This window comes from Lysobacter sp. A421 (genome assembly GCF_054052145.1).
In genome coordinates this window covers 238,642-255,372 of record NZ_JBSVRL010000003.1, presented here as the reverse complement: position 1 = coordinate 255,372, position 16,731 = coordinate 238,642, and the positions used below count along the sequence as shown (strand labels likewise).

At 65.3% G+C, this 16,731-nt stretch carries 19 protein-coding genes; 7 read left to right on the top strand and 12 right to left on the bottom strand.

The features are described from left to right. Window positions 1-32 precede the first annotated feature (32 nt). Window positions 33-1,526 (top strand): amino acid permease, encoded by a 1,494-nt coding sequence (locus tag ACW7G6_RS10980; RefSeq protein WP_456978549.1) that lies wholly within the window; start codon window positions 33-35, stop codon window positions 1,524-1,526. Here ACW7G6_RS10980 and ACW7G6_RS10975 read toward each other — a convergent pair. After that, window positions 1,479-1,775, bottom strand: a complete 297-nt coding sequence (locus ACW7G6_RS10975) for a GIY-YIG nuclease family protein (protein WP_456978550.1) — start codon at window positions 1,773-1,775, stop codon at window positions 1,479-1,481. The genes ACW7G6_RS10980 and ACW7G6_RS10975 overlap by 48 nt on opposite strands. Window positions 1,776-1,889: 114 nt before the next feature. On the opposite strand from ACW7G6_RS10975, the gene ACW7G6_RS10970 reads away from it, so the two are divergent. Beyond that, complete coding sequence (locus ACW7G6_RS10970) at window positions 1,890-2,978, top strand: hypothetical protein (protein ID WP_456978551.1); 1,089 nt, start codon at window positions 1,890-1,892, stop codon at window positions 2,976-2,978. 125 nt (window positions 2,979-3,103) lie between these two features. After that, window positions 3,104-3,895 carry a BON domain-containing protein gene (locus ACW7G6_RS10965; RefSeq protein ID WP_456978552.1) on the top strand — a complete coding sequence of 264 codons (792 nt, stop codon included), beginning with the start codon at window positions 3,104-3,106 and terminating at the stop codon, window positions 3,893-3,895. Window positions 3,896-3,918: 23 nt separating this feature from the next. Here ACW7G6_RS10965 and ACW7G6_RS10960 read toward each other — a convergent pair whose 3' ends face one another. Next, window positions 3,919-4,146 carry an RNA-binding S4 domain-containing protein gene (locus ACW7G6_RS10960; protein ID WP_456978553.1) on the bottom strand — a complete coding sequence of 76 codons (228 nt, stop codon included), beginning with the start codon at window positions 4,144-4,146 and terminating at the stop codon, window positions 3,919-3,921. 90 nt (window positions 4,147-4,236) lie between these two features. Here ACW7G6_RS10960 and dbpA point away from each other — a divergent pair, with 90 nt between their 5' ends. Beyond that, window positions 4,237-5,631 carry an ATP-dependent RNA helicase DbpA gene (gene dbpA / locus ACW7G6_RS10955; protein ID WP_456978554.1) on the top strand — a complete coding sequence of 465 codons (1,395 nt, stop codon included), beginning with the start codon at window positions 4,237-4,239 and terminating at the stop codon, window positions 5,629-5,631. Between the two features lie 12 nt (window positions 5,632-5,643). Here the strand turns inward: dbpA and ACW7G6_RS10950 are convergent, their stop codons facing one another. Beyond that, window positions 5,644-6,036 (bottom strand): DoxX family protein, encoded by a 393-nt coding sequence (locus ACW7G6_RS10950; protein ID WP_456978555.1) that lies wholly within the window; start codon window positions 6,034-6,036, stop codon window positions 5,644-5,646. A gap of 53 nt (window positions 6,037-6,089) precedes the next feature. Next, on the bottom strand, window positions 6,090-7,037 hold the full coding sequence (locus ACW7G6_RS10945) for a DMT family transporter (protein WP_456978556.1): 948 nt from the start codon (window positions 7,035-7,037) through the stop codon (window positions 6,090-6,092). Between the two features lie 110 nt (window positions 7,038-7,147). Between ACW7G6_RS10945 and ACW7G6_RS10940 the strand changes: the two genes are divergently transcribed. Then, entirely contained in the window at window positions 7,148-8,053 is a 906-nt protein-coding gene (locus ACW7G6_RS10940; RefSeq protein WP_456998253.1) for a DMT family transporter, read from the top strand. A gap of 21 nt (window positions 8,054-8,074) precedes the next feature. Here the strand turns inward: ACW7G6_RS10940 and ACW7G6_RS10935 are convergent, their stop codons facing one another. Further along, window positions 8,075-8,926: a DUF72 domain-containing protein gene (locus ACW7G6_RS10935; protein WP_456978558.1), complete on the bottom strand. Its 852-nt coding sequence runs from the start codon at window positions 8,924-8,926 to the stop codon at window positions 8,075-8,077. Between the two features lie 80 nt (window positions 8,927-9,006). Then, a complete protein-coding gene (locus ACW7G6_RS10930; protein ID WP_456978559.1) occupies window positions 9,007-9,306 on the bottom strand; it encodes a hypothetical protein in 300 nt (99 codons plus the stop codon). Between the two features lie 123 nt (window positions 9,307-9,429). Here ACW7G6_RS10930 and speG point away from each other — a divergent pair, with 123 nt between their 5' ends. Next, entirely contained in the window at window positions 9,430-10,044 is a 615-nt protein-coding gene (speG, locus tag ACW7G6_RS10925) for a spermidine N1-acetyltransferase (protein ID WP_456978560.1), read from the top strand. An 8-nt stretch (window positions 10,045-10,052) separates the two neighbouring features. Here the strand turns inward: speG and ACW7G6_RS10920 are convergent, their stop codons facing one another. The 3 genes from ACW7G6_RS10920 to ACW7G6_RS10910 form a co-directional block, all read right to left on the bottom strand. Beyond that, entirely contained in the window at window positions 10,053-10,994 is a 942-nt protein-coding gene (locus ACW7G6_RS10920) for a peptidylprolyl isomerase (protein WP_456978561.1), read from the bottom strand. Between the two features lie 99 nt (window positions 10,995-11,093). Beyond that, a complete protein-coding gene (locus tag ACW7G6_RS10915; RefSeq protein ID WP_456998252.1) occupies window positions 11,094-12,341 on the bottom strand; it encodes a polyhydroxyalkanoate depolymerase in 1,248 nt (415 codons plus the stop codon). An 86-nt stretch (window positions 12,342-12,427) separates the two neighbouring features. Further along, window positions 12,428-13,036: a class I SAM-dependent DNA methyltransferase gene (locus tag ACW7G6_RS10910; RefSeq protein ID WP_456978563.1), complete on the bottom strand. Its 609-nt coding sequence runs from the start codon at window positions 13,034-13,036 to the stop codon at window positions 12,428-12,430. Between the two features lie 130 nt (window positions 13,037-13,166). On the opposite strand from ACW7G6_RS10910, the gene ACW7G6_RS10905 reads away from it, so the two are divergent. Continuing rightward, window positions 13,167-13,589 carry a CopD family protein gene (locus ACW7G6_RS10905; protein ID WP_456978564.1) on the top strand — a complete coding sequence of 141 codons (423 nt, stop codon included), beginning with the start codon at window positions 13,167-13,169 and terminating at the stop codon, window positions 13,587-13,589. Between the two features lie 23 nt (window positions 13,590-13,612). Here the strand turns inward: ACW7G6_RS10905 and ACW7G6_RS10900 are convergent, their stop codons facing one another. From ACW7G6_RS10900 to bla, 3 genes are read right to left on the bottom strand one after another with little or no spacing between them, the layout of a single operon-like run. Further along, the gene (locus tag ACW7G6_RS10900) at window positions 13,613-15,304 is read right to left on the bottom strand and encodes an alkaline phosphatase (protein WP_456998251.1); all 1,692 of its coding nucleotides are present in this window, start codon (window positions 15,302-15,304) and stop codon (window positions 13,613-13,615) included. Between the two features lie 60 nt (window positions 15,305-15,364). Continuing rightward, entirely contained in the window at window positions 15,365-15,853 is a 489-nt protein-coding gene (locus tag ACW7G6_RS10895; RefSeq protein ID WP_456998250.1) for an NUDIX hydrolase, read from the bottom strand. Continuing rightward, complete coding sequence (gene bla / locus ACW7G6_RS10890; RefSeq protein ID WP_456998249.1) at window positions 15,853-16,725, bottom strand: subclass B3 metallo-beta-lactamase; 873 nt, start codon at window positions 16,723-16,725, stop codon at window positions 15,853-15,855. Before bla ends, ACW7G6_RS10895 begins: the two co-directional genes overlap by 1 nt. Between the last annotated feature and the right edge of the window lie 6 nt (window positions 16,726-16,731).

Genomic DNA, 16,731 nt, shown 5'->3' with positions numbered 1-16,731 from the left:
GCGGCCGGTCGGCCCCAACCAGGATCCCGTGCATGAGTCTGTTCCGTACCAAATCCATCGAGCAATCCATGGCCGATGCGGCCGAGCCAGGCCACCAGCTGAAGCGCTCGCTGAGCACCTGGGACCTGATGATCCTGGGTGTGGCAGTGGCGGTTGGTGCGGGCATCTTCTCGGTCGGCGCGCGCGCGGCAGGCAGCTTCGCGGGGCCGGCGGTGACGCTGTCGTTCGTACTTGCGGCCGTGACCTGTGCGCTGGCGATCATGTGTTACGCGGAGTTCGCCTCCACCATCCCGGTCGCGGGCAGTGCCTACACCTATACCTACGCCACCATGGGCGAGTTGTTGGCGTGGATTATCGGCTGGGATCTGATCCTGGAGTTGCTGACCGCCGGCGCGGTGATCGCCAAGTACTGGGGCATTTACCTGAGCACGGTGTTCGACCTGTTCGATGTGCACATACCCACGACCATCGACGTGTTTGGGCTGGGAATGGATTGGGGGCCCTTGTTCATCGTCGGGGTATTCACCGCATTGCTGATCCAGGGCACCCAGTTGTCGGCACGGGTCAACAACGTGTTCACCCTGATCAAGGTCGGCATCGTGCTGTTCGTCATCGTGGTCGGTTTCACCTACCTGAAAATGGAGAACTTCACCCCGTTCGTGCCGCCGGCAGTCCCAACCGGTGGAGGTGATTCGGATGTGTGGTCGCAATCGCTGGTGTCATGGGTCACGGGCGCGGCGCCGGCCCAGTACGGTGTTGCCGGCGTGCTGTCGGGGGCGGCGCTGGTGTTCTTCGCCTTCATCGGCTTTGACGTCGTCGCCACCTCGGCCGAGGAGGTCAAGGACCCGCAGAAGACCTTGCCGCGTGGCATCTTCGGCGGACTGGCGCTGGTGAGTGTGCTGTACATCCTGGTATCGCTGGCGCTGACAGGAATGGTGCCGTACACGGTACTGGCGGCGGCGGAGAACCCATCGCTGGCCACCGCGTTCGTTGCCGTCGGCGCCGAGTGGGCGGCGCAGGTGATCTCGGTGGGGATCCTGGTCGGGTTGACCACGGTGATCATGGTGTTGTTGCTGGGCCTGTCGCGCGTGCTGCTGGCGATGAGTCGCGACGGGTTGTTGCCGCGCTGGCTCGCCGTGACCTCCGACAAGCGCCATACACCGGTGCGCCTGCAGCTGATCAGCGGCGCGGCGGTCGCGTTGCTTGCGGGCTTCACCAACGTGGAAATACTGGAAGAGATGATCAACATCGGCACCCTGTCCGCGTTCGTGCTGGTCAGCGTCGGAGTGGTGGTGTTGCGCCATAAACGCCCCGATCTGACCCGCGGCTACAAGGTGCCGTTCTCACCCGTGCTGCCCATCGTCGCGGCGCTGCTGTGCGCTTACCTGATGCTCAACCTGACCACGTTGACCTGGGTGCGGTTCGTGGTCTGGCTGGCGGTTGGCTTTGCCATCTACTTCCTCTACGGGCGGCGCCATTCACGGGTCGGCATGCGTGCGAGAGGGGAGATCGGGCGCGCCGGATAGGCTTGCCTCGCCGCATAACGCGCGTTTGCGGGCGGCGCTGAGTTGCTTGATGGCGTATTCGGCGCGGCTCGCGCTGCTGCGGTCGGGGTGCTCGAACCGGGCCATCAGCCGCACCGGAGGGTGCGCGCGGGTATAGCGCGCGCCTTTGCCCGCCAGATGCTGGGCATAACGACGCTCCACATCAATGGCGATGCCGGTATACAGGCTGCCGTCGCGGCACTCGATCAGGTAGACATACCAGCAGGTCATCGGCGCAGTGTAACGAGGACGGCCGATGAGCGAAAAATGTTCATCCGGCGTTGAGCCGCGTGCATCCCATGCACCCTAAACTGGGCCTCCATCCTGACTGTCGGTTTTTCGTGCATGTCCAAGCCCCGGTGCCTCGCCGCGATCTGCGTGACGTTGTTATTGGCGGCCTGCAACCTGCAGGCGCCGGTCGACGCCACCGCGCCGGTCACCGAGACCCGCGCAGATGCCGCCGTGGAACCGCCGGGCGGAGCGGTATCGGATGCGACGATCGCCGTACCGGTGGCGCCGGAGCGGACCAGTGAGCGGGTGGAAACCGACTGGCAGCCAATGGCATTGACCGCCGGTGAAGCGTGGATCAGTTGCGACTCGGATTATGCCGATGGCGAAGGCCAGCCTTTGCTCTCGCTGGGCTATTCGGTAATGCGCAGGTCGCTGGCCCGGTGCAGCGATCCCGGGCTGTTGCGGTTGCGCTACCAAGGCAAGATATCCGGTGAATTCACCGCCCTGATCGAACGTGTGGTGGAGCTTGCCGACACCCTGGGTATCGACAAGCGCATCCTCGACATCGATTCCACCGGTGGCCAGATCGAGCAGGCAATCCGCGTCGGCGACCTGATTGGTGGCTCGGGCTGGACGGTCTGGGTGCGCGAGGACGCTGTCTGTCACAGCTCTTGCGTGCTGGTGCTGGCGGCCGGGGACATGCGGATGATTGCCGGCAAGGTCGGGATACACCGGATGATCCGGATCGGGTCAAAAGCCACCTCACGCGCCGAGCTGCAGCAGGAGCTGGAAGAAGTCCACGCCCAGGTGCGCGAATACCTGCAGCGGAACGGGGTGGCGTTTGCCGTCGCGGACCTGATGATGACCGTCCCCAACCGTCGCTTGCGCCTGCTGACCGATGACGAGTTGGACCTGTACGGATTGAACGGCCTGAACGCGGTGGAGGATGACCTGCAGCGCATCCAGTTGACCCGCCAGTGCGGCGAAGCGTTCGTCCAGCGCAAGGATGCGTTTTACCGGGCTTTCGAACGTGAATGCCAGGCTCCCGGTGGGGAGGTGGGGGTGATGGGCGAGTGTGCCCAGCAATTGCGCCACCGCTTCGGCTTCCCGGACAGCGAATGCCCGACGCAGAGCCCGTTGTCCGAATACGACTCGGCGCTGGAAATGCCCGACGGCGTGCTCAACGGCAATCCGACGTCATAACCAATACAGCCGACTAACACAACCGCCACATTGCGTTAATACCCGTTGCCCCATCTTCCAAGTTGCGGCTTGCGGTGACGTGCCAGCAGGCTCGGTGCATCCAACGCAACGGAAGGAGGTGACCGGTGCAAGACAGGAACAGGAACAACGTCGGCAATGATCTCAAGGCGATGGCCCAGGACGTCGTCGACATGGGCGCGCAATGGGTTCAGTCGGGGCGTGAATGGATGGATGAACGCAGAGACGGGATGACCCACCGTAACCAGGCCCCCGATGGATCGCGACGAGACCAGAACCAGTACCGGCATGACGCCAACCCCCGTTCTCGCGCGGATCAGACGGAACCTGAGGTTGGCCCCGGCTATGCCGGCGCCGGGCCGGATACGTATCTGGGCGAAAACGTGACCCGCCACGCCCAGCGCTATGCTGTGCCTGGCGACACCCAGCCCGACTATTACGACCGCCCGGGTTACAGCCAGACGGCTTACGCCGGAGCAGACTATCGCGGACCGCAGCGGCGCAGTTACAGCGGCATGGGGCCCAAAAACTACGTTCGCTCCGACGGTCGCATCAACGAGGACCTGTGCGAGCGGCTGAGCCGGGACCACGATGTGGACGCCAGCGACATCGAGGTCAAGGTTGTCGATGGCACCGCGACGCTGGACGGTACGGTCGCGCAACGCTGGATGAAACATCGCGCCGAGGATCTGGCGGATGGCTGCAGCGGTGTACGCCACGTGGAGAACCGGATCCGCGTGCGGGCGGCGGCCGACGGTGATGACCGGCAGCCCTGGTCGTCCGGGACGGCCAGTGCGCAGGCGGCACCGGATGTCGCTGGTAGCGCCGGTGTCGCCAGCGATCGCGGTGGCGCGGCATCAGGCAGCAGCACGCCAGGAGGCAGCACGACGAGCGGATAAGCCGCGTCGCCGGGCACGAGCGGTCAGGACGCCGGGATCACCCTGATTTCGGCGTCTCCCAAGGTGACAACCTGGCCTGCCCGGATCTTGCAGGTCTTGCGCAACTCGGTCACGCCATCCACGGCGACGGCACCGCTGGCGACCATGGCCTTGCCGGCGCCGCCGCTGTCGCACAGCCCGGCCAGTTTGAGCAACTGGTTGAGTTCGACATGGTCGTGGGCGGGATCGAGTTCGAAAACGGATGCTTGCATCGGCGGCTCAGTCAGCGGGGAGGGTGCAGGGTCGCAGCCTGCATGAACGTGCGCAATACCTGACCGGCCGGCAACCTGCGATCATGGCGCATGACCCAGACTGCCACCGACCCGTCCTTCGCTTCGCTATCGCTGCCCACGAACCTGATGCAGGGCGTCGAGGCGCTGGGATACCGGCAGCTGACCCCGATCCAGGCGCAATCGTTGCCGGCGATCCTGGACGGCCGTGACGTAATTGCACAGGCGCCCACCGGCAGCGGCAAGACCGCGGCGTTCGGTCTGGGCCTGTTGCACCGCCTGGATCCGGCGCGGATCCAGACCCAGGCGTTGGTGCTGTGCCCCACCCGGGAACTGGCCGATCAGGTTGGAAAGCAACTGCGCAAGCTGGCGCTGGGTATCCCCAACCTGAAGGTATCGGTGCTGTGTGGAGGCATGGCGCTGGGGCCGCAGCTGGCGTCACTGGCGACCCACGACCCGCAGGTGGTGGTCGGCACGCCCGGACGCATCCAGGAATTGCTGCGCAAGAAGGCTCTGCATCTTCGCGGGGTGCGCACGCTGGTGCTGGATGAGGCCGACCGGATGCTCGACATGGGCTTCGAGGAGCCGATCCGGGAGATCGTCGGCAAGACCCCGAAGGATCGTCAAAGCCTGCTGTTCTCGGCGACCTTTCCCGATGCCATCCGCGGGCTGGCGAACGCGATGCTGCAGCAGCCACTGGAAATCACCGTGGAAGCGGCCGAAAGCCAGGCCCCGATCCAGCAGCTTTTCTACGAGGTCGAGTCCGCGCGCAAAACGCCGTTGCTGGCTGCGTTGCTGCTTGAGTTCCGTCCCGTGTCCTGCGTGGTGTTCTGCAACATGCGCCGCGATACCGCCGAGGTGGTCACGTCGCTTGAGCACTACGGTTTCACCGCGCTGGCCCTGCATGGCGATATGGAGCAGCGCGATCGTGACGAGATCCTGGTGCGTTTCGCCAACCGCAGCTGCAGCGTACTGGTCGCCAGCGATGTCGCCGCGCGAGGGCTTGACGTCGAGGACCTGGCAGCGGTGGTCAATTACGAGCTGCCGACCGATCCGGACATCTACGTGCACCGCATCGGCCGCACCGGTCGTGCAGGCAAGGATGGATTGGCCCTGAGTCTGTGCGCGCCGCGCGAAGTACCCCGTGCGCTGGCGATTGCCGAACACACGGGTACTGCACTGGCTTGGCGACGCGGCACACCGCTGGCCGGCAAGGCCTCCGGGGTGAAGCAGGCGGCCATGGTTACCCTGCGGATCGATGCCGGGCGCACCGACAAGTTGCGACCTGGCGATATCGTCGGCGCATTGACCGGCGATGCCGGTCTGGCGGCCTCGGCAGTGGGCAAGATCGACGTCTTCGCAACCCGTTCCTACGTCGCCATTGCCCGCGACCAGGCCGACACCGCGCTGGCGCGGTTGCGTGCAGGAAAAATCAAGGGTCGCCGCTTCCGGGTCAACCGGATCTAGGCGGGTTTGCGGCTATCGGCCGTTGACGCTGAACCGTCCCGGGCCAAGCAACGCGATCGCCAGCCCGGTGACAAAGTACATCCCCTGCAGTTCCAGTGCCCAGCCGCCACCGCTCATGCTGCCCAGTTGACCGGCATGAACGAGAACGACGGCGACGATCATGTTGATGGCAATCAGCAGCCCGCCAATCCGCGCGTGGAAGCCGATCAGCACCATCAACGGCGCTACCACCTCGCCGATCAGTACCGCGTAGCCGAGGAAGCCGGGCAGGCCGCGCGCCTCGACCATGCCGGTGATGGACGCCAGACCGCCGTCAAGTTTGGAGAGTCCGTGGAGCAGGATCAGTAGCCCCAAAGCGACCCGCAGGAACAGTTTGGCGAGGTCTTGCTGCAGCGCTGGATTCATCGGAGCGGTCCTGGTCGGGAGGAGGGGACAAGCATACGTTTGATTCTGCTCGACTATTCCACCACGCTCTTGGATTCCGTCGTCACCAGCATCTCGGGGTGCTCGACCCGGCGTGGCTTGCCGAGCAGCGGATGGACGAACACGGCCGAAAGGATGATCAATACGCCCAGGTAGAAATATATCGTCAGTTCGTGCTGTTCACCCAACAGCAAAATGGCCAGCACGATGGCGTAGACCGGCTCCAGATTGACCGCCAGCTGGGCGGAGAAGGCGCTCATGTGGCGCAATGCCACCAGCGACAGCGCGAACGGAAGCAGTGTGCAGGCCAGCGCCAGCACCAGTAACAGGACCATATCGCGACTGCCGGGCATCACCAGCAAGTCGCCGGAGAAGGCGGGAAACACCAGCGGCATCACCGGCGCCAATGCCGTCAGCGCAAGGGTACCGGCGCCCAGTTCCAACGCGGTGACCGTCAACGGGTCGGCGTGGTGGACCAGTCGTTTGTTGAGCGATCCGAACAGGGCCACGAACAAGGCCGACAGCGCACCCACGGCAATGCCGATCCGCATGTCGGCAGGGACGCCGCCGACGATCAGCGCGACGCCTGGTAGCACGGCAACGCCCAGGGCCAGGTCGCGTCGATTGAATCGGGTACGTGCCAGGCTGGGTTCGATCAGCGCGGTGAACACCGTGGCCAGTGCCATGCAGGTTGCACCCACCGAAGCGTTGGCCAGTTTGATCGCGCCGTAGAAGGTCAGCCAGTGCAAGGCCACCAGCACACCGATGCCGGCGTAGGCCCATAACAGCCTCGCCGGCATCGCGCGCAGTCCGCGCCAGACCCTGGGCAGCAAAGCCAGCGCGACCACCACGATCAGCATCCGTGTCCACACCAGGGGCAGGGCCGGAAGCGTGATCAGCTTGCCCAGGATCGCCGTGAACCCCCACAGCAGCACGCAAAAGTGGATCTGCAGGAAGGCCCTGCTGTGCGGAGTCATCGGCATGGCGTGATGGGTGGCGGGGTTTCGGTCAGAACCGGTAATTATGCGCTTGCGATGGCGTGCCAGTGGAGGACAATGGCGGCTCGATTCAAGCCAGACCGGTCCATCGCGCCATGCCCACCACACAAGCCTGCGTTGCCGACCTTTCCGTTACCGCCACGTCGGAGCGTGCCTGGCTGGCGCCGCTGGAGCTGGTCGTGCTGGCCGCGATCTGGGGTGTGTCGTTCATGTTCCAGCGCGTTGCCGCGCCCGAGTTCGGCACTGCGGTGCTGTCGGAATTGCGGCTTGCGTTTGGCGCCCTGGTACTGCTGCCGTTCCTGTGGCGCGGTCGCGCGGCATTTCCGCTCCGGGCCTGGCCAAAAGTGATCCTGCTGGGCGCGATCAACTGCGCGATCCCGTTTGCCCTGTTCGCCTGGGCCGCCCAGCACGCGCCCGCCGGTATCAGTGCGATTGCCAATGCCACCGCGGTGTTGTTCACCGCCCTGATCGGCTTTTTGTTCTTCGCCGAGAAAATCGGGGTACGTCGGGCGATCGCCTTGCTGGTGGGTTTTGTCGGCGTGGCCGTGCTGGCCAGCGGTGAGACTGCCGGCGCCAGCATCGGCTGGGCGGTTGCAGCGGGCTGTACGGCATCGTTCCTGTATGGCGTTGGTGGGCACATGCTGCGCCGCTACTTCTCGGGCATGCCACAGGCCGCATTGGCCGCGGCGACCCTCGGGGCATCGGCCCTGCTGACGTTGCCGTTCGCGGTCGCACAATGGCCGGCACAATCGGTATCGATGAACGCGTGGCTGTCGGCCATCCTGCTCGGGGTGCTGTGCACCGGCGCGGCCTATGCGGTGTATTACCGGCTGGTGCAGCGCATCGGGGCCAGCCGCGCGGTCACGGTCACCTACCTGGTGCCGCTGTTCGCGGTCGGCTGGGCATGGTGGTTGCTGGACGAGCCGGTGACCTTGTCGATGGGAGTCGCCGGCGCGCTGATCATGGGTAGCGTGGCGATCAGCCAGAAAGCCCGCAAGTGATGGGCACGCCGTGGTGTCGGATCAGTTGCGAAGCTGCTCGATCAGCGCCATCGCGGCGGCGGGGTTGCGGCGCTTGGCCGCGCTGATGAAGAAGACGAATACGTCGCGCGGCTTGTCCGTCGCGATGGCGCTCGGGCCGATCCGCGGCACATCCCCGGGTTCACGCCCATCGGCCCAGATGCGCGCGCGCCTGGCCCAAAGCGCCAACTCTTCGGCGCTGTAGCCGCTGCTGAGCCCGGCTTGCGAGCGCATCAGCCGCAGGTACACGAAATCCGCGGTCACGTCGGCAAACGACGGGTACTCCCTGGAGTCGGTGAACACGGTGGCCATGCCGCGGCTGCGAACCATCGCGAGGTAGTTGGCATCGACGAAATCGGGCGCGCGCACGTCCAGTACGTGTCGCAACGGATGCCCGTCGACCTGGGGCGGCAGCAGGTCGAGGAACCTCTCGAAGTCGTCATGGGCGAGTTGGGTGCCCCGGTCGAACTGCCAGACGATGGGACCCAGACGGTCGCCCAGGGCGGTGATGTCGGCAAGAAAACCTTCCACCTGGCCGCCCGCGCTGGCCAGCACGCGCGACTGCATGATGCGCTTGGGTGCCTTGAGCGAGAACACGAAGCCGGGAGGGGTTTCGCTGGCCCAGCGCGCATAGGTTTCGGGTTTCTGGGTGCCGTAATAGGTGCCGTTGATCTCGATCGCGCTGAGCTGGCGACTGGCGTATTCGAGCTCGCGGCGCTGGACCAGCCCGGCGGGATAGAAGCTGCCGCGCCAGGGCTCGTACGTCCAGCCACCGACGCCGACCCTGATGCCGTCGATCGCATTCACTGCGTCGGCGGTCGCGGCAAACAGGTCGTCGTGGTTTTGGCGGCTCATGGGGGCCAGTCGAGGGCGAGTGTCCAAAGGATAGCGCCGCGATGTTAACTGGCCGTTCCTGTTCGTCGTTGGTAGCGCTGTTATTGCTCCGCTTCGGCGCTCTCGAACTCGACCAGTACCTCCAGATCAAACGCCAATGCCTCCACGGTCTCGCGCACCTTCTGCGCAGTGGCGTTGTCGGGCGCCTCGATCTCCAATACATGGGTGCCCGGACCCATGTTGTCGATCGAGCCGGCCGAGCTGGAGTCGGGGTCATCCATGTGCGGCATCAGGCCGGAGATTTCCTCGACGTGTTCGATGCCTGGAATGCTGGTCAGCAGGTCGGCGATCGCGCGTGCATCGTCTTCGCCGCCGGTGATTCGGATACGTAACTGGGGCATGGCAGCGGTCTCTGGTGTGGGGGTGTCAGGCTAGGCAGGCGGCGGCCAAGATGGCGTGACGGACAGCGTGATGGCTGCAGCGTCCTCACCTGGATTGGCCTTCGACTCGTTTAGGCTTGGCCCATGGAATCCGATAAGAATCCGCGCGAAACCCCGGTTGCACCGGTCGTGACCCTGCGGCCGCTTGAGCGCAGCGACCTGCATTTCGTCCACGTCCTGAACAACAACCGCAGCGTAATGGGCTACTGGTTCGAGGAGCCGTACGAGTCGTTCGTCGAGCTGGAAGAACTCTACCGCAAGCACATCCATGACCAGTCCGAGCGACGCTTCATCGCCGAGCACCAGTTCACCACCGGACACGATTCCAGCGGGCAGGCAATCGAGGCCCCGGCACACGAGCGGGTCGGCCTGGTCGAGCTGGTGGAGATCGACCACCTGCACCGCCGTGCCGAGTTCCTGATCATGATCACCCCTGAGCATCAGGGCCGTGGCTTCGCCAAGGCCGCCACCCGCAGCGCCATCAACTACGCATTCCGGGTACTCAACCTGTACAAGCTGTACTTGCTGGTGGACGTCGACAATGCCGCGGCGATCCGGGTCTACGAAGGCGCGGGCTTCAAGCGCGAGGGCGTGCTGGTGGACGAGTTCTTCAGCGATGGCCGCTACCGCAGCGTGATCCGGATGTGCATGTTCCAGCACGAGGTGCTGGGCAGCGAAGTTACCCGACGCGACGGTTGAGGTCGTGGCTACGGGGTGACGGCAGGCGCTTGCCGGGTTGGCAGCAGCACGTTGCACAGGTCGATATGCCCGGCCGATACCTTGTACCAGTCGCCACCGCGGTTGCGGCGCGCTTCGGTGACGGCATCGAAGGTTGCGCTGTCGGTACGCAGCAACTGCAGCGTGCTGCGTGCATCTGCGGGGACCTCGCTGGCCAACTGGATCGTGTTGATCACGGTACGCCGGTCCGGGTCTTCGTAGACACCCATGGGCTCCGGTCCGCGCGGGATCACCGATAGCAGCTCGATGCCGTCGATCACACGCCCGACCAGGGTGATGTTGCGGTCGAGTTGGCGCGGGGACTGGCCGGTGACCACGTACAGTTCGGCGCCGGTGCTGGAGTCGGCCGCCATCGCCCGCCCGGCGCCGAGCGCGCCGTAGCAATGCGCCATCCACGCGGTCTTGGCCTCGGGGTCACGCGCCGCAGGGAAGCCCGCGACAAACCCCACTTGCGGCGCCCAGCCGTCAACGTCGGGCAGGACACGGAAGTCCAGACCCACCGACGAACGCTCGAACTCGGCCGGCAACTGTGTCTTGGCGGTGCCGAGCGACTTGGCGTTGGCCGCGTCCGCATCGGGATCGCCAAACTGGACCACGAAGTTGTCCTGCGAACGGTAGATGCTGAGCCCGTCCCAGAAGCCTTCCTTCGCCAGCGTGCTGATGTTGCCGACGTGTTGCGGAGCGAACTGCGGCGCCAATTCGATCACCACCCGCCCACCCGCGAGGTCCATGTACAGGGTGTTGGCCGGGTCAGGTGTGCGCCAGTGCTCCGCCGGTGAGGCGTCGAGGATGTCCTGGACCGATGGTGGTGTTGCCTGGCGCGCCGCCTCGGTGGTTTCCGGCTCCTGCGCGGCTGCCGCGAACGTGAAAGTGAGCAACAGGGCGGTCGCTAGCAGGCGTGGTTTGGGCACGGTAGGGCTCTCGGGGTCGGTGATGCTCGGTGATGCCGATTCTGGCTGAATCCCCGAGCGTCCGCCACCGACCGGCACGGACGGGAAGAACGTGCGCCCTCAGCCCGCATACCTGGCGATGAAGTCGCGTACCTGCGGGTAGACCTGCCCGCGCCAGCGGCGACCACTGAAGATGCCGTAGTGACCAGCGCCCTCAATGGTGGCGTGCTCCCGGTCGCGTTCGTTGATCCCGGTGCACAGCGTGTGCGCGGCGCGGGTCTGGCCCTGGCCGGAGATGTCATCCAGCTCGCCCTCGATGGTCAGCAGCGCGGTGTCCTTGATCGCCCCCGGGTCGACCCGCTCGCCCGCCACGTCCCACAAGCCGCGTGGCAGCAAGTGTTGTTGGAACACCACCTGGACCGTGTCCAGGTAGTACTGGGCCGGCATGTCGAGCACCGCGTTGTACTCATCGTAGAAGCGGCGGTGTGACTGGGCCGCGTCCAGGTCGCCGTTGAGCAGGTCCTGGTAGAAATCCCAATAGGATTGCGCATGGCGCTCGGGATTCATCGCCATGAATCCACTGTGCTGCAGGAAGCCCGGGTAGACCTTGCGGCCGTGGCCGGGATAGTTCCGCGGGACTTCGTGGATCAGGTTGTCCTGGAACCACGACAGCGGTTTGTGGACCGCCAGGTCGTTGACCTGGGTCGGGCTCTCGCGCGGGTCGATCGGCCCGCCCATCATCACCATCGAGCGCGGGGTGGCCTCGCCGCGCGCCGCCATCAGTGAGATCGCCGCCAGTACCGGCACGGTCGGCTGGCAGACGCTGATCACATGCAGGTTGTCGGCACCGATGGTGCGGATGAACTCCTCGATGTAGGCAACGTAGTCGTCCAGCCCGAACGTGCCCTCACCGGCATCCACCATGCGTGCGTCGGTCCAGTCGGTGATGTAGACCTTGTGGTCGCGCAGCAGGGTGGTGACGGTATCGCGCAACAGGGTGCTGTGATGGCCCGACAGCGGCGCGACCACCAGCACCGGCGGTTGCCCCTTCAACTCGCGGATGTTGTCCGCATCGTCGGCGTAGCGCTTGAACCGCAACAGCCGGCAGAACGGCTTTTGCAGCATCTCGCGCTCGATCACCGGGTAGGCGGTGCCGTCGATATCGATGGAATGGATGCCGAACTCGGGCTTCTCGTAGTCCTTGCCCATGCGGTACAGCAGCTCGCAGCCCGCCGCGAGCTGGCTGGCGCCGGGCAGGGATCCCGCGAAGTTGCTGGGAGTGCTGAGCATCTTTGCGCTGGCATCGGCCCAATAGGTCATGGGAGCCATCCACGCGCGGCCCAATTCGTGCATCTGGTATAGCGGCATGTGAAGCCTTCGTTGGTAATGTTGCGCTGCAGCGTAGCGGATCGGGCGTGCGAAAACGTGAACTGGCGAGACCCGGTTCACTTTCTTCAGGCCGGCAACTCCAGTGCGGCGGCGTCAGCGCATCGCTCCAGGCTCAGCCAAAGGTGGGAACCCAGGGCCTGCAGACCGATACTCGAGAAGCGCTGCCGATAGAAACTGGCCGGTCGTGCCTTGAAGCCCTCGGTGTCACCGTCAATCCTGTCGCTGCGGGTGAAGGTTTCCAGAAAGGCGATGCCGCCGCAAAGATCGGCCAATGCCGGCAGGCCACGGTCCAGTTCACGACTTGGCAGGTAGTGCAGTACGTCGCTGCACACCAGCAGGTCGACCGGTGCGCAGGGGCGCAGGTGCTCGAAGTCGGCGAAACGTGCGTAGTGCAGATTACGCCGCGGACCAAACCGGGTGATGGCGTACTGGCTGCTGTCAAAGCCCAGGTACTGCAGGTTCGGCCGCAGCTTCAACAACGGTGCGCGCCAGCCGCCTTCACCGCAGCCGATATCCAGCACGCTGCGGATCGGGCGTTCCAAGTGGTATTCAGCGGTAGCGACCGCCATGGCTACCTTGCGTGAGAGCCTTGCGGGCCCGCTGATCGCCTTGTCGCCCGAGGCGCGGTTGCGGTACCACTGGTCGAAATAGGCTTGGTCGTACTGCTTGGTCATGGGCTTTGCTGCGGCAGTGGGGAGTCAGGATGAAAGCGACGCGGTCGCAGGGCCAGGTCGGCACCGCGTCGTGTCATCCTAGCCGACGACATGCCAAACAAACGCCCAACCCACCGAGGACCTCGACTGCATGAATGCCTATCTCTGGACGAAGACGTTCCACCTTGTATTCGTGATCGCCTGGATGGCAGCGGTGTTCTACCTGCCGCGGATCCTGGTCAACATCGCCGAGGCAGGTGATGAGCCGTCGGTGCGTTCCCGGCTGACCCTGATGGGCAAGCGGCTGTATCGCTTTGGCCACGTGATGTTCGGGCTGGCGGTGATCCTGGGTTTGGCGCTGTGGATGCATTTCGGGATCAGCGGCGCCTGGCTGCACGCCAAACTGGTGCTGGTGGCGGTGCTGCTGGGTTACTACATCGTCAGCGGTCGTTGGCTGAAGGGTGTGGATGCCGGTCGTCCACTGCCCTCGTCCAGGGCATTGCGCTGGTTCAATGAAGTCCCGGTAGTGCTGTTGATCATGATCGTGTGGCTGGTGCTGGCCAAGCCGTTCTAGGCCAGCACCCGTCATTACGCGCCTCAGTCTACGGTGAGGGCGTCCGCCACCGGCAACTCCACCGGCACGCCGTCGGCGTTGCAGTAGCCGGCCTCGCACATGGCCTGGCGCAGGTGCGGGGTGGACTGCAGCAGGAAGTGGAAGATGGTGTTCTGCTCCACGCTGCCACGCACCGCCGTGCTGCCGGGCCCGCTTGCCCAGATGCCGACGTCGTCACCGCCATGCGATTCGGAGCTGGTGGGGACCAGTGCTTCCTGCATGTAGTCGGGTGCGGCGGTGTCGACGTCGGTCAGGTCCGGCCGGCTGATCGCGGCAGAATATTCCTTCGGGCTGTGCGGGAAGGTCTTGGGGCCCGCGGCCTGGCGGTCGCTGGCGCCGGTATAGCCGGGTCCGTTGGCATAGCTGAGCGTGGTGTAGGGCATGCCGCGGGCGTCTTGCGCCAGCTCCAGTTCACCGTCCTTGTCGGCTTCGTGGACCTTGCCGAGGATCGGGTTGCCGCGCGCCGGGTAGCCGACAAAGCTGAGGGTGTGTGCGTGATCGGCGGTGACCATGATGAGGGTGTCATCGGTCGACGTCAGCCGGGCCGCCTCCTCGACCGCCTGGCTCAGGGCAATGGTGTCGGTCAGCGCCCGGTAAGCGTTGCCGTCATGGTGGGCGTGGTCGATCCGGCCTGCCTCGACCAGCAGCACGTAGCCGTTGGGATTGTCGGCCAGGCGGGTGATCGCGGCGCGGGTCATTTCGGCCAGGCTCGGCTCACCGGCGGCATCATCGGGTCGGTCGTTTTCGTATTGCATGTGGCTCGGCTCGAACAGCCCCAGCAGCGGCGCACCGGTAGGCGCGGCCGCGAACTGCGCCGCGTTCCACACGTAGGCGCCGTCAGGATGGCGCTGCTGCCAGGTGGCGATCAGGTCATGACCGTCCTCGCGTCGGCCGGACTTGTCGGGGTATTCGGGGTCCACCTGATCGGCGGGCATGAAATTGGTGCGGCCGCCGCCCATCAGCACGTCCAGGCCATTGCCGTAGGGCGACTCGATCATCTGGCGGGCGATATCGATGCAGCCGGCAGCCTTCGCTTCGGCCGACATCGCGGCATCACTCTCCCAGTTGCGGCTGGCCGAATGGCTGGCCGTCGCTGCCGGGGTCGCATGGGTGGCCCGGGCGGTGGTGACCACGCCGGTAGCCATGCCGCTGGCAGCTGCCAATTCCCATAGGGTGGCCATCGGTGCCGCCAGCCCGCCTGCGCAGTCACCGAACTTGGCGGATTGGCCAATGCTGATCACGCCGGCGCGGGTCTTTACCCCGGTCGCCATCGCGCTCATGGTGCCGGCCGAGTCGGGGGTCTGCTGGTCGGTGTTGTAGGTCTTGCTCAGGGCCGTGGCGGGGAAGTGCTCCCAGCTCAGCCGGTTGTGTTCGCCCGGCGTGCCTTTGCGCTGGCCGTCGAGGATGCGCGCAGCGGCCACCGTTGGCAGGCTCATCCCGTCGCCTACAAACAGGATCACGTTCTTTGCCTGGCCCGCCATCGCGCCGCGCTCGGCGGCTTGTGCGGCGCCGTCAACGAACCACCAGGCGGCGGTCTCGTCTTGCGGGTGCTCGATCGTCGGCACGCTGACCTGGACCGCATCGGCGACGGATGCGCGTGGGGGTGCGATAGTCGCGCAGGCGGCGACGAGCAGGACGGGAACCAGGGTGAGACAGGCGCTGCGCGGTGTGGACATCGATAGGACCCTTGAGCGGAATGGTCTGATTATGCCGGCTAAGTGTTGCATCCTGAATCACTATGTCCGCGAGTAGCGCCACGACACCATCGCGCCATTCTGGTACGGCATCACGCCGTGAAATGCGAGCGGGCTGCCGTCGAACACCAATGGCAGGAACTCGCGGTCGCCCTCCCACATCGGAAGTTCGTGCAGGCGTTCAACCGGCACCCATTCCAGGGTTCCTTCGACGTTGCTGGTGAACGGCGTGCCGCTGAACCGGGTGATCAGGAACACGAAGCCGAACCAGTCCTCGCCATTGGGCCCAAACCCGGGCCAGCTGATGGTCCCGCGCAGGCTGAGCTGATCGCACTCGATGCCGGCCTCTTCGAATATCTCGCGGCGCATGCCGGCGACCACGTCCTCGCCGGCCTCAAGCTTGCCGCCCAGTCCGTTGTATTTGCCCAGGTGCTGGTCGTCGGCACGCGCGTTCCGGTGGATCATCAGCACTTCTCGACCGTCCGCCGACAGGACATAGCCAAGCGTGGCGACGATGGGGCAATAGGGCATCAGTCGGTAGCCTCCCGTTGCGCGGCCAATTGCCGGTCGAAGTCGCGCTCGGCATTGTCGGCGTACTCGCGGCAGGTCATCGGGTGCGGGTGGGGAGCTTCGGTTGAGGCGGGCCGCCAGCCGACGCCCTCTGGATGCGGCGCAATCAGCAGGTCGCAGGGCAGGGCCCGTACCGTTGCAAAGCCGTGGCGATACCCATCCACAATGTGTGGGAAACGCGGGTTGTCGATCAGTTGGTAATCCGGAGCGCTCAGGCTGTCGGCGTAGGCGATGCGCAACGGTTGGCCATCGTGCTGGTCGCTCCACGTCCAGCTCATCGAACCCGGGGTATGGGCCGGGGTGAAATGGACCGTGAACGTCATGCCGCCAAACGCGACGATTTCCCCGTCCTGCAGTAACCGGTCGGCATGCACCGGAGGAAACAGGAGGCGGTCGTCATAGTTGATGTCGTTGCTGCCGCCGCGGGAGAGCAGGGTGGCCGACTCGGCATTGCTGACCAGCGCCGCGCCCGTCGCGCGCTTGATCGCGGCCAGTGGACCGGCGTGGTCGGCATGGGCGTGGCTGTGCAAGATCAGCTTGAGCTCGTGAGGCGCAACACCCAGTGCCGCCATGTGCTGCAGCAGCATGTCGGCGGCCTGCGACAGGCCGCCGTCGACCAGCACGGCGCCGTCGGTGGTTTTCACCAGCAACGCGCTGAGGCCTTCGGTACCGATGTACCAGGTGTGTTCTGCGATCTGGAAGGGCGCCACCGGTTGGCGCCAACTGTCGCGCGTCACGTAAGCTTCTGACTGAGGCAGGATCGGGTCGGTGGCCACTGCTATTGTCGGCCAGAGCAGGGCGAAGGTCAGCAGCGATACACGGATATTCAACATGTCGGA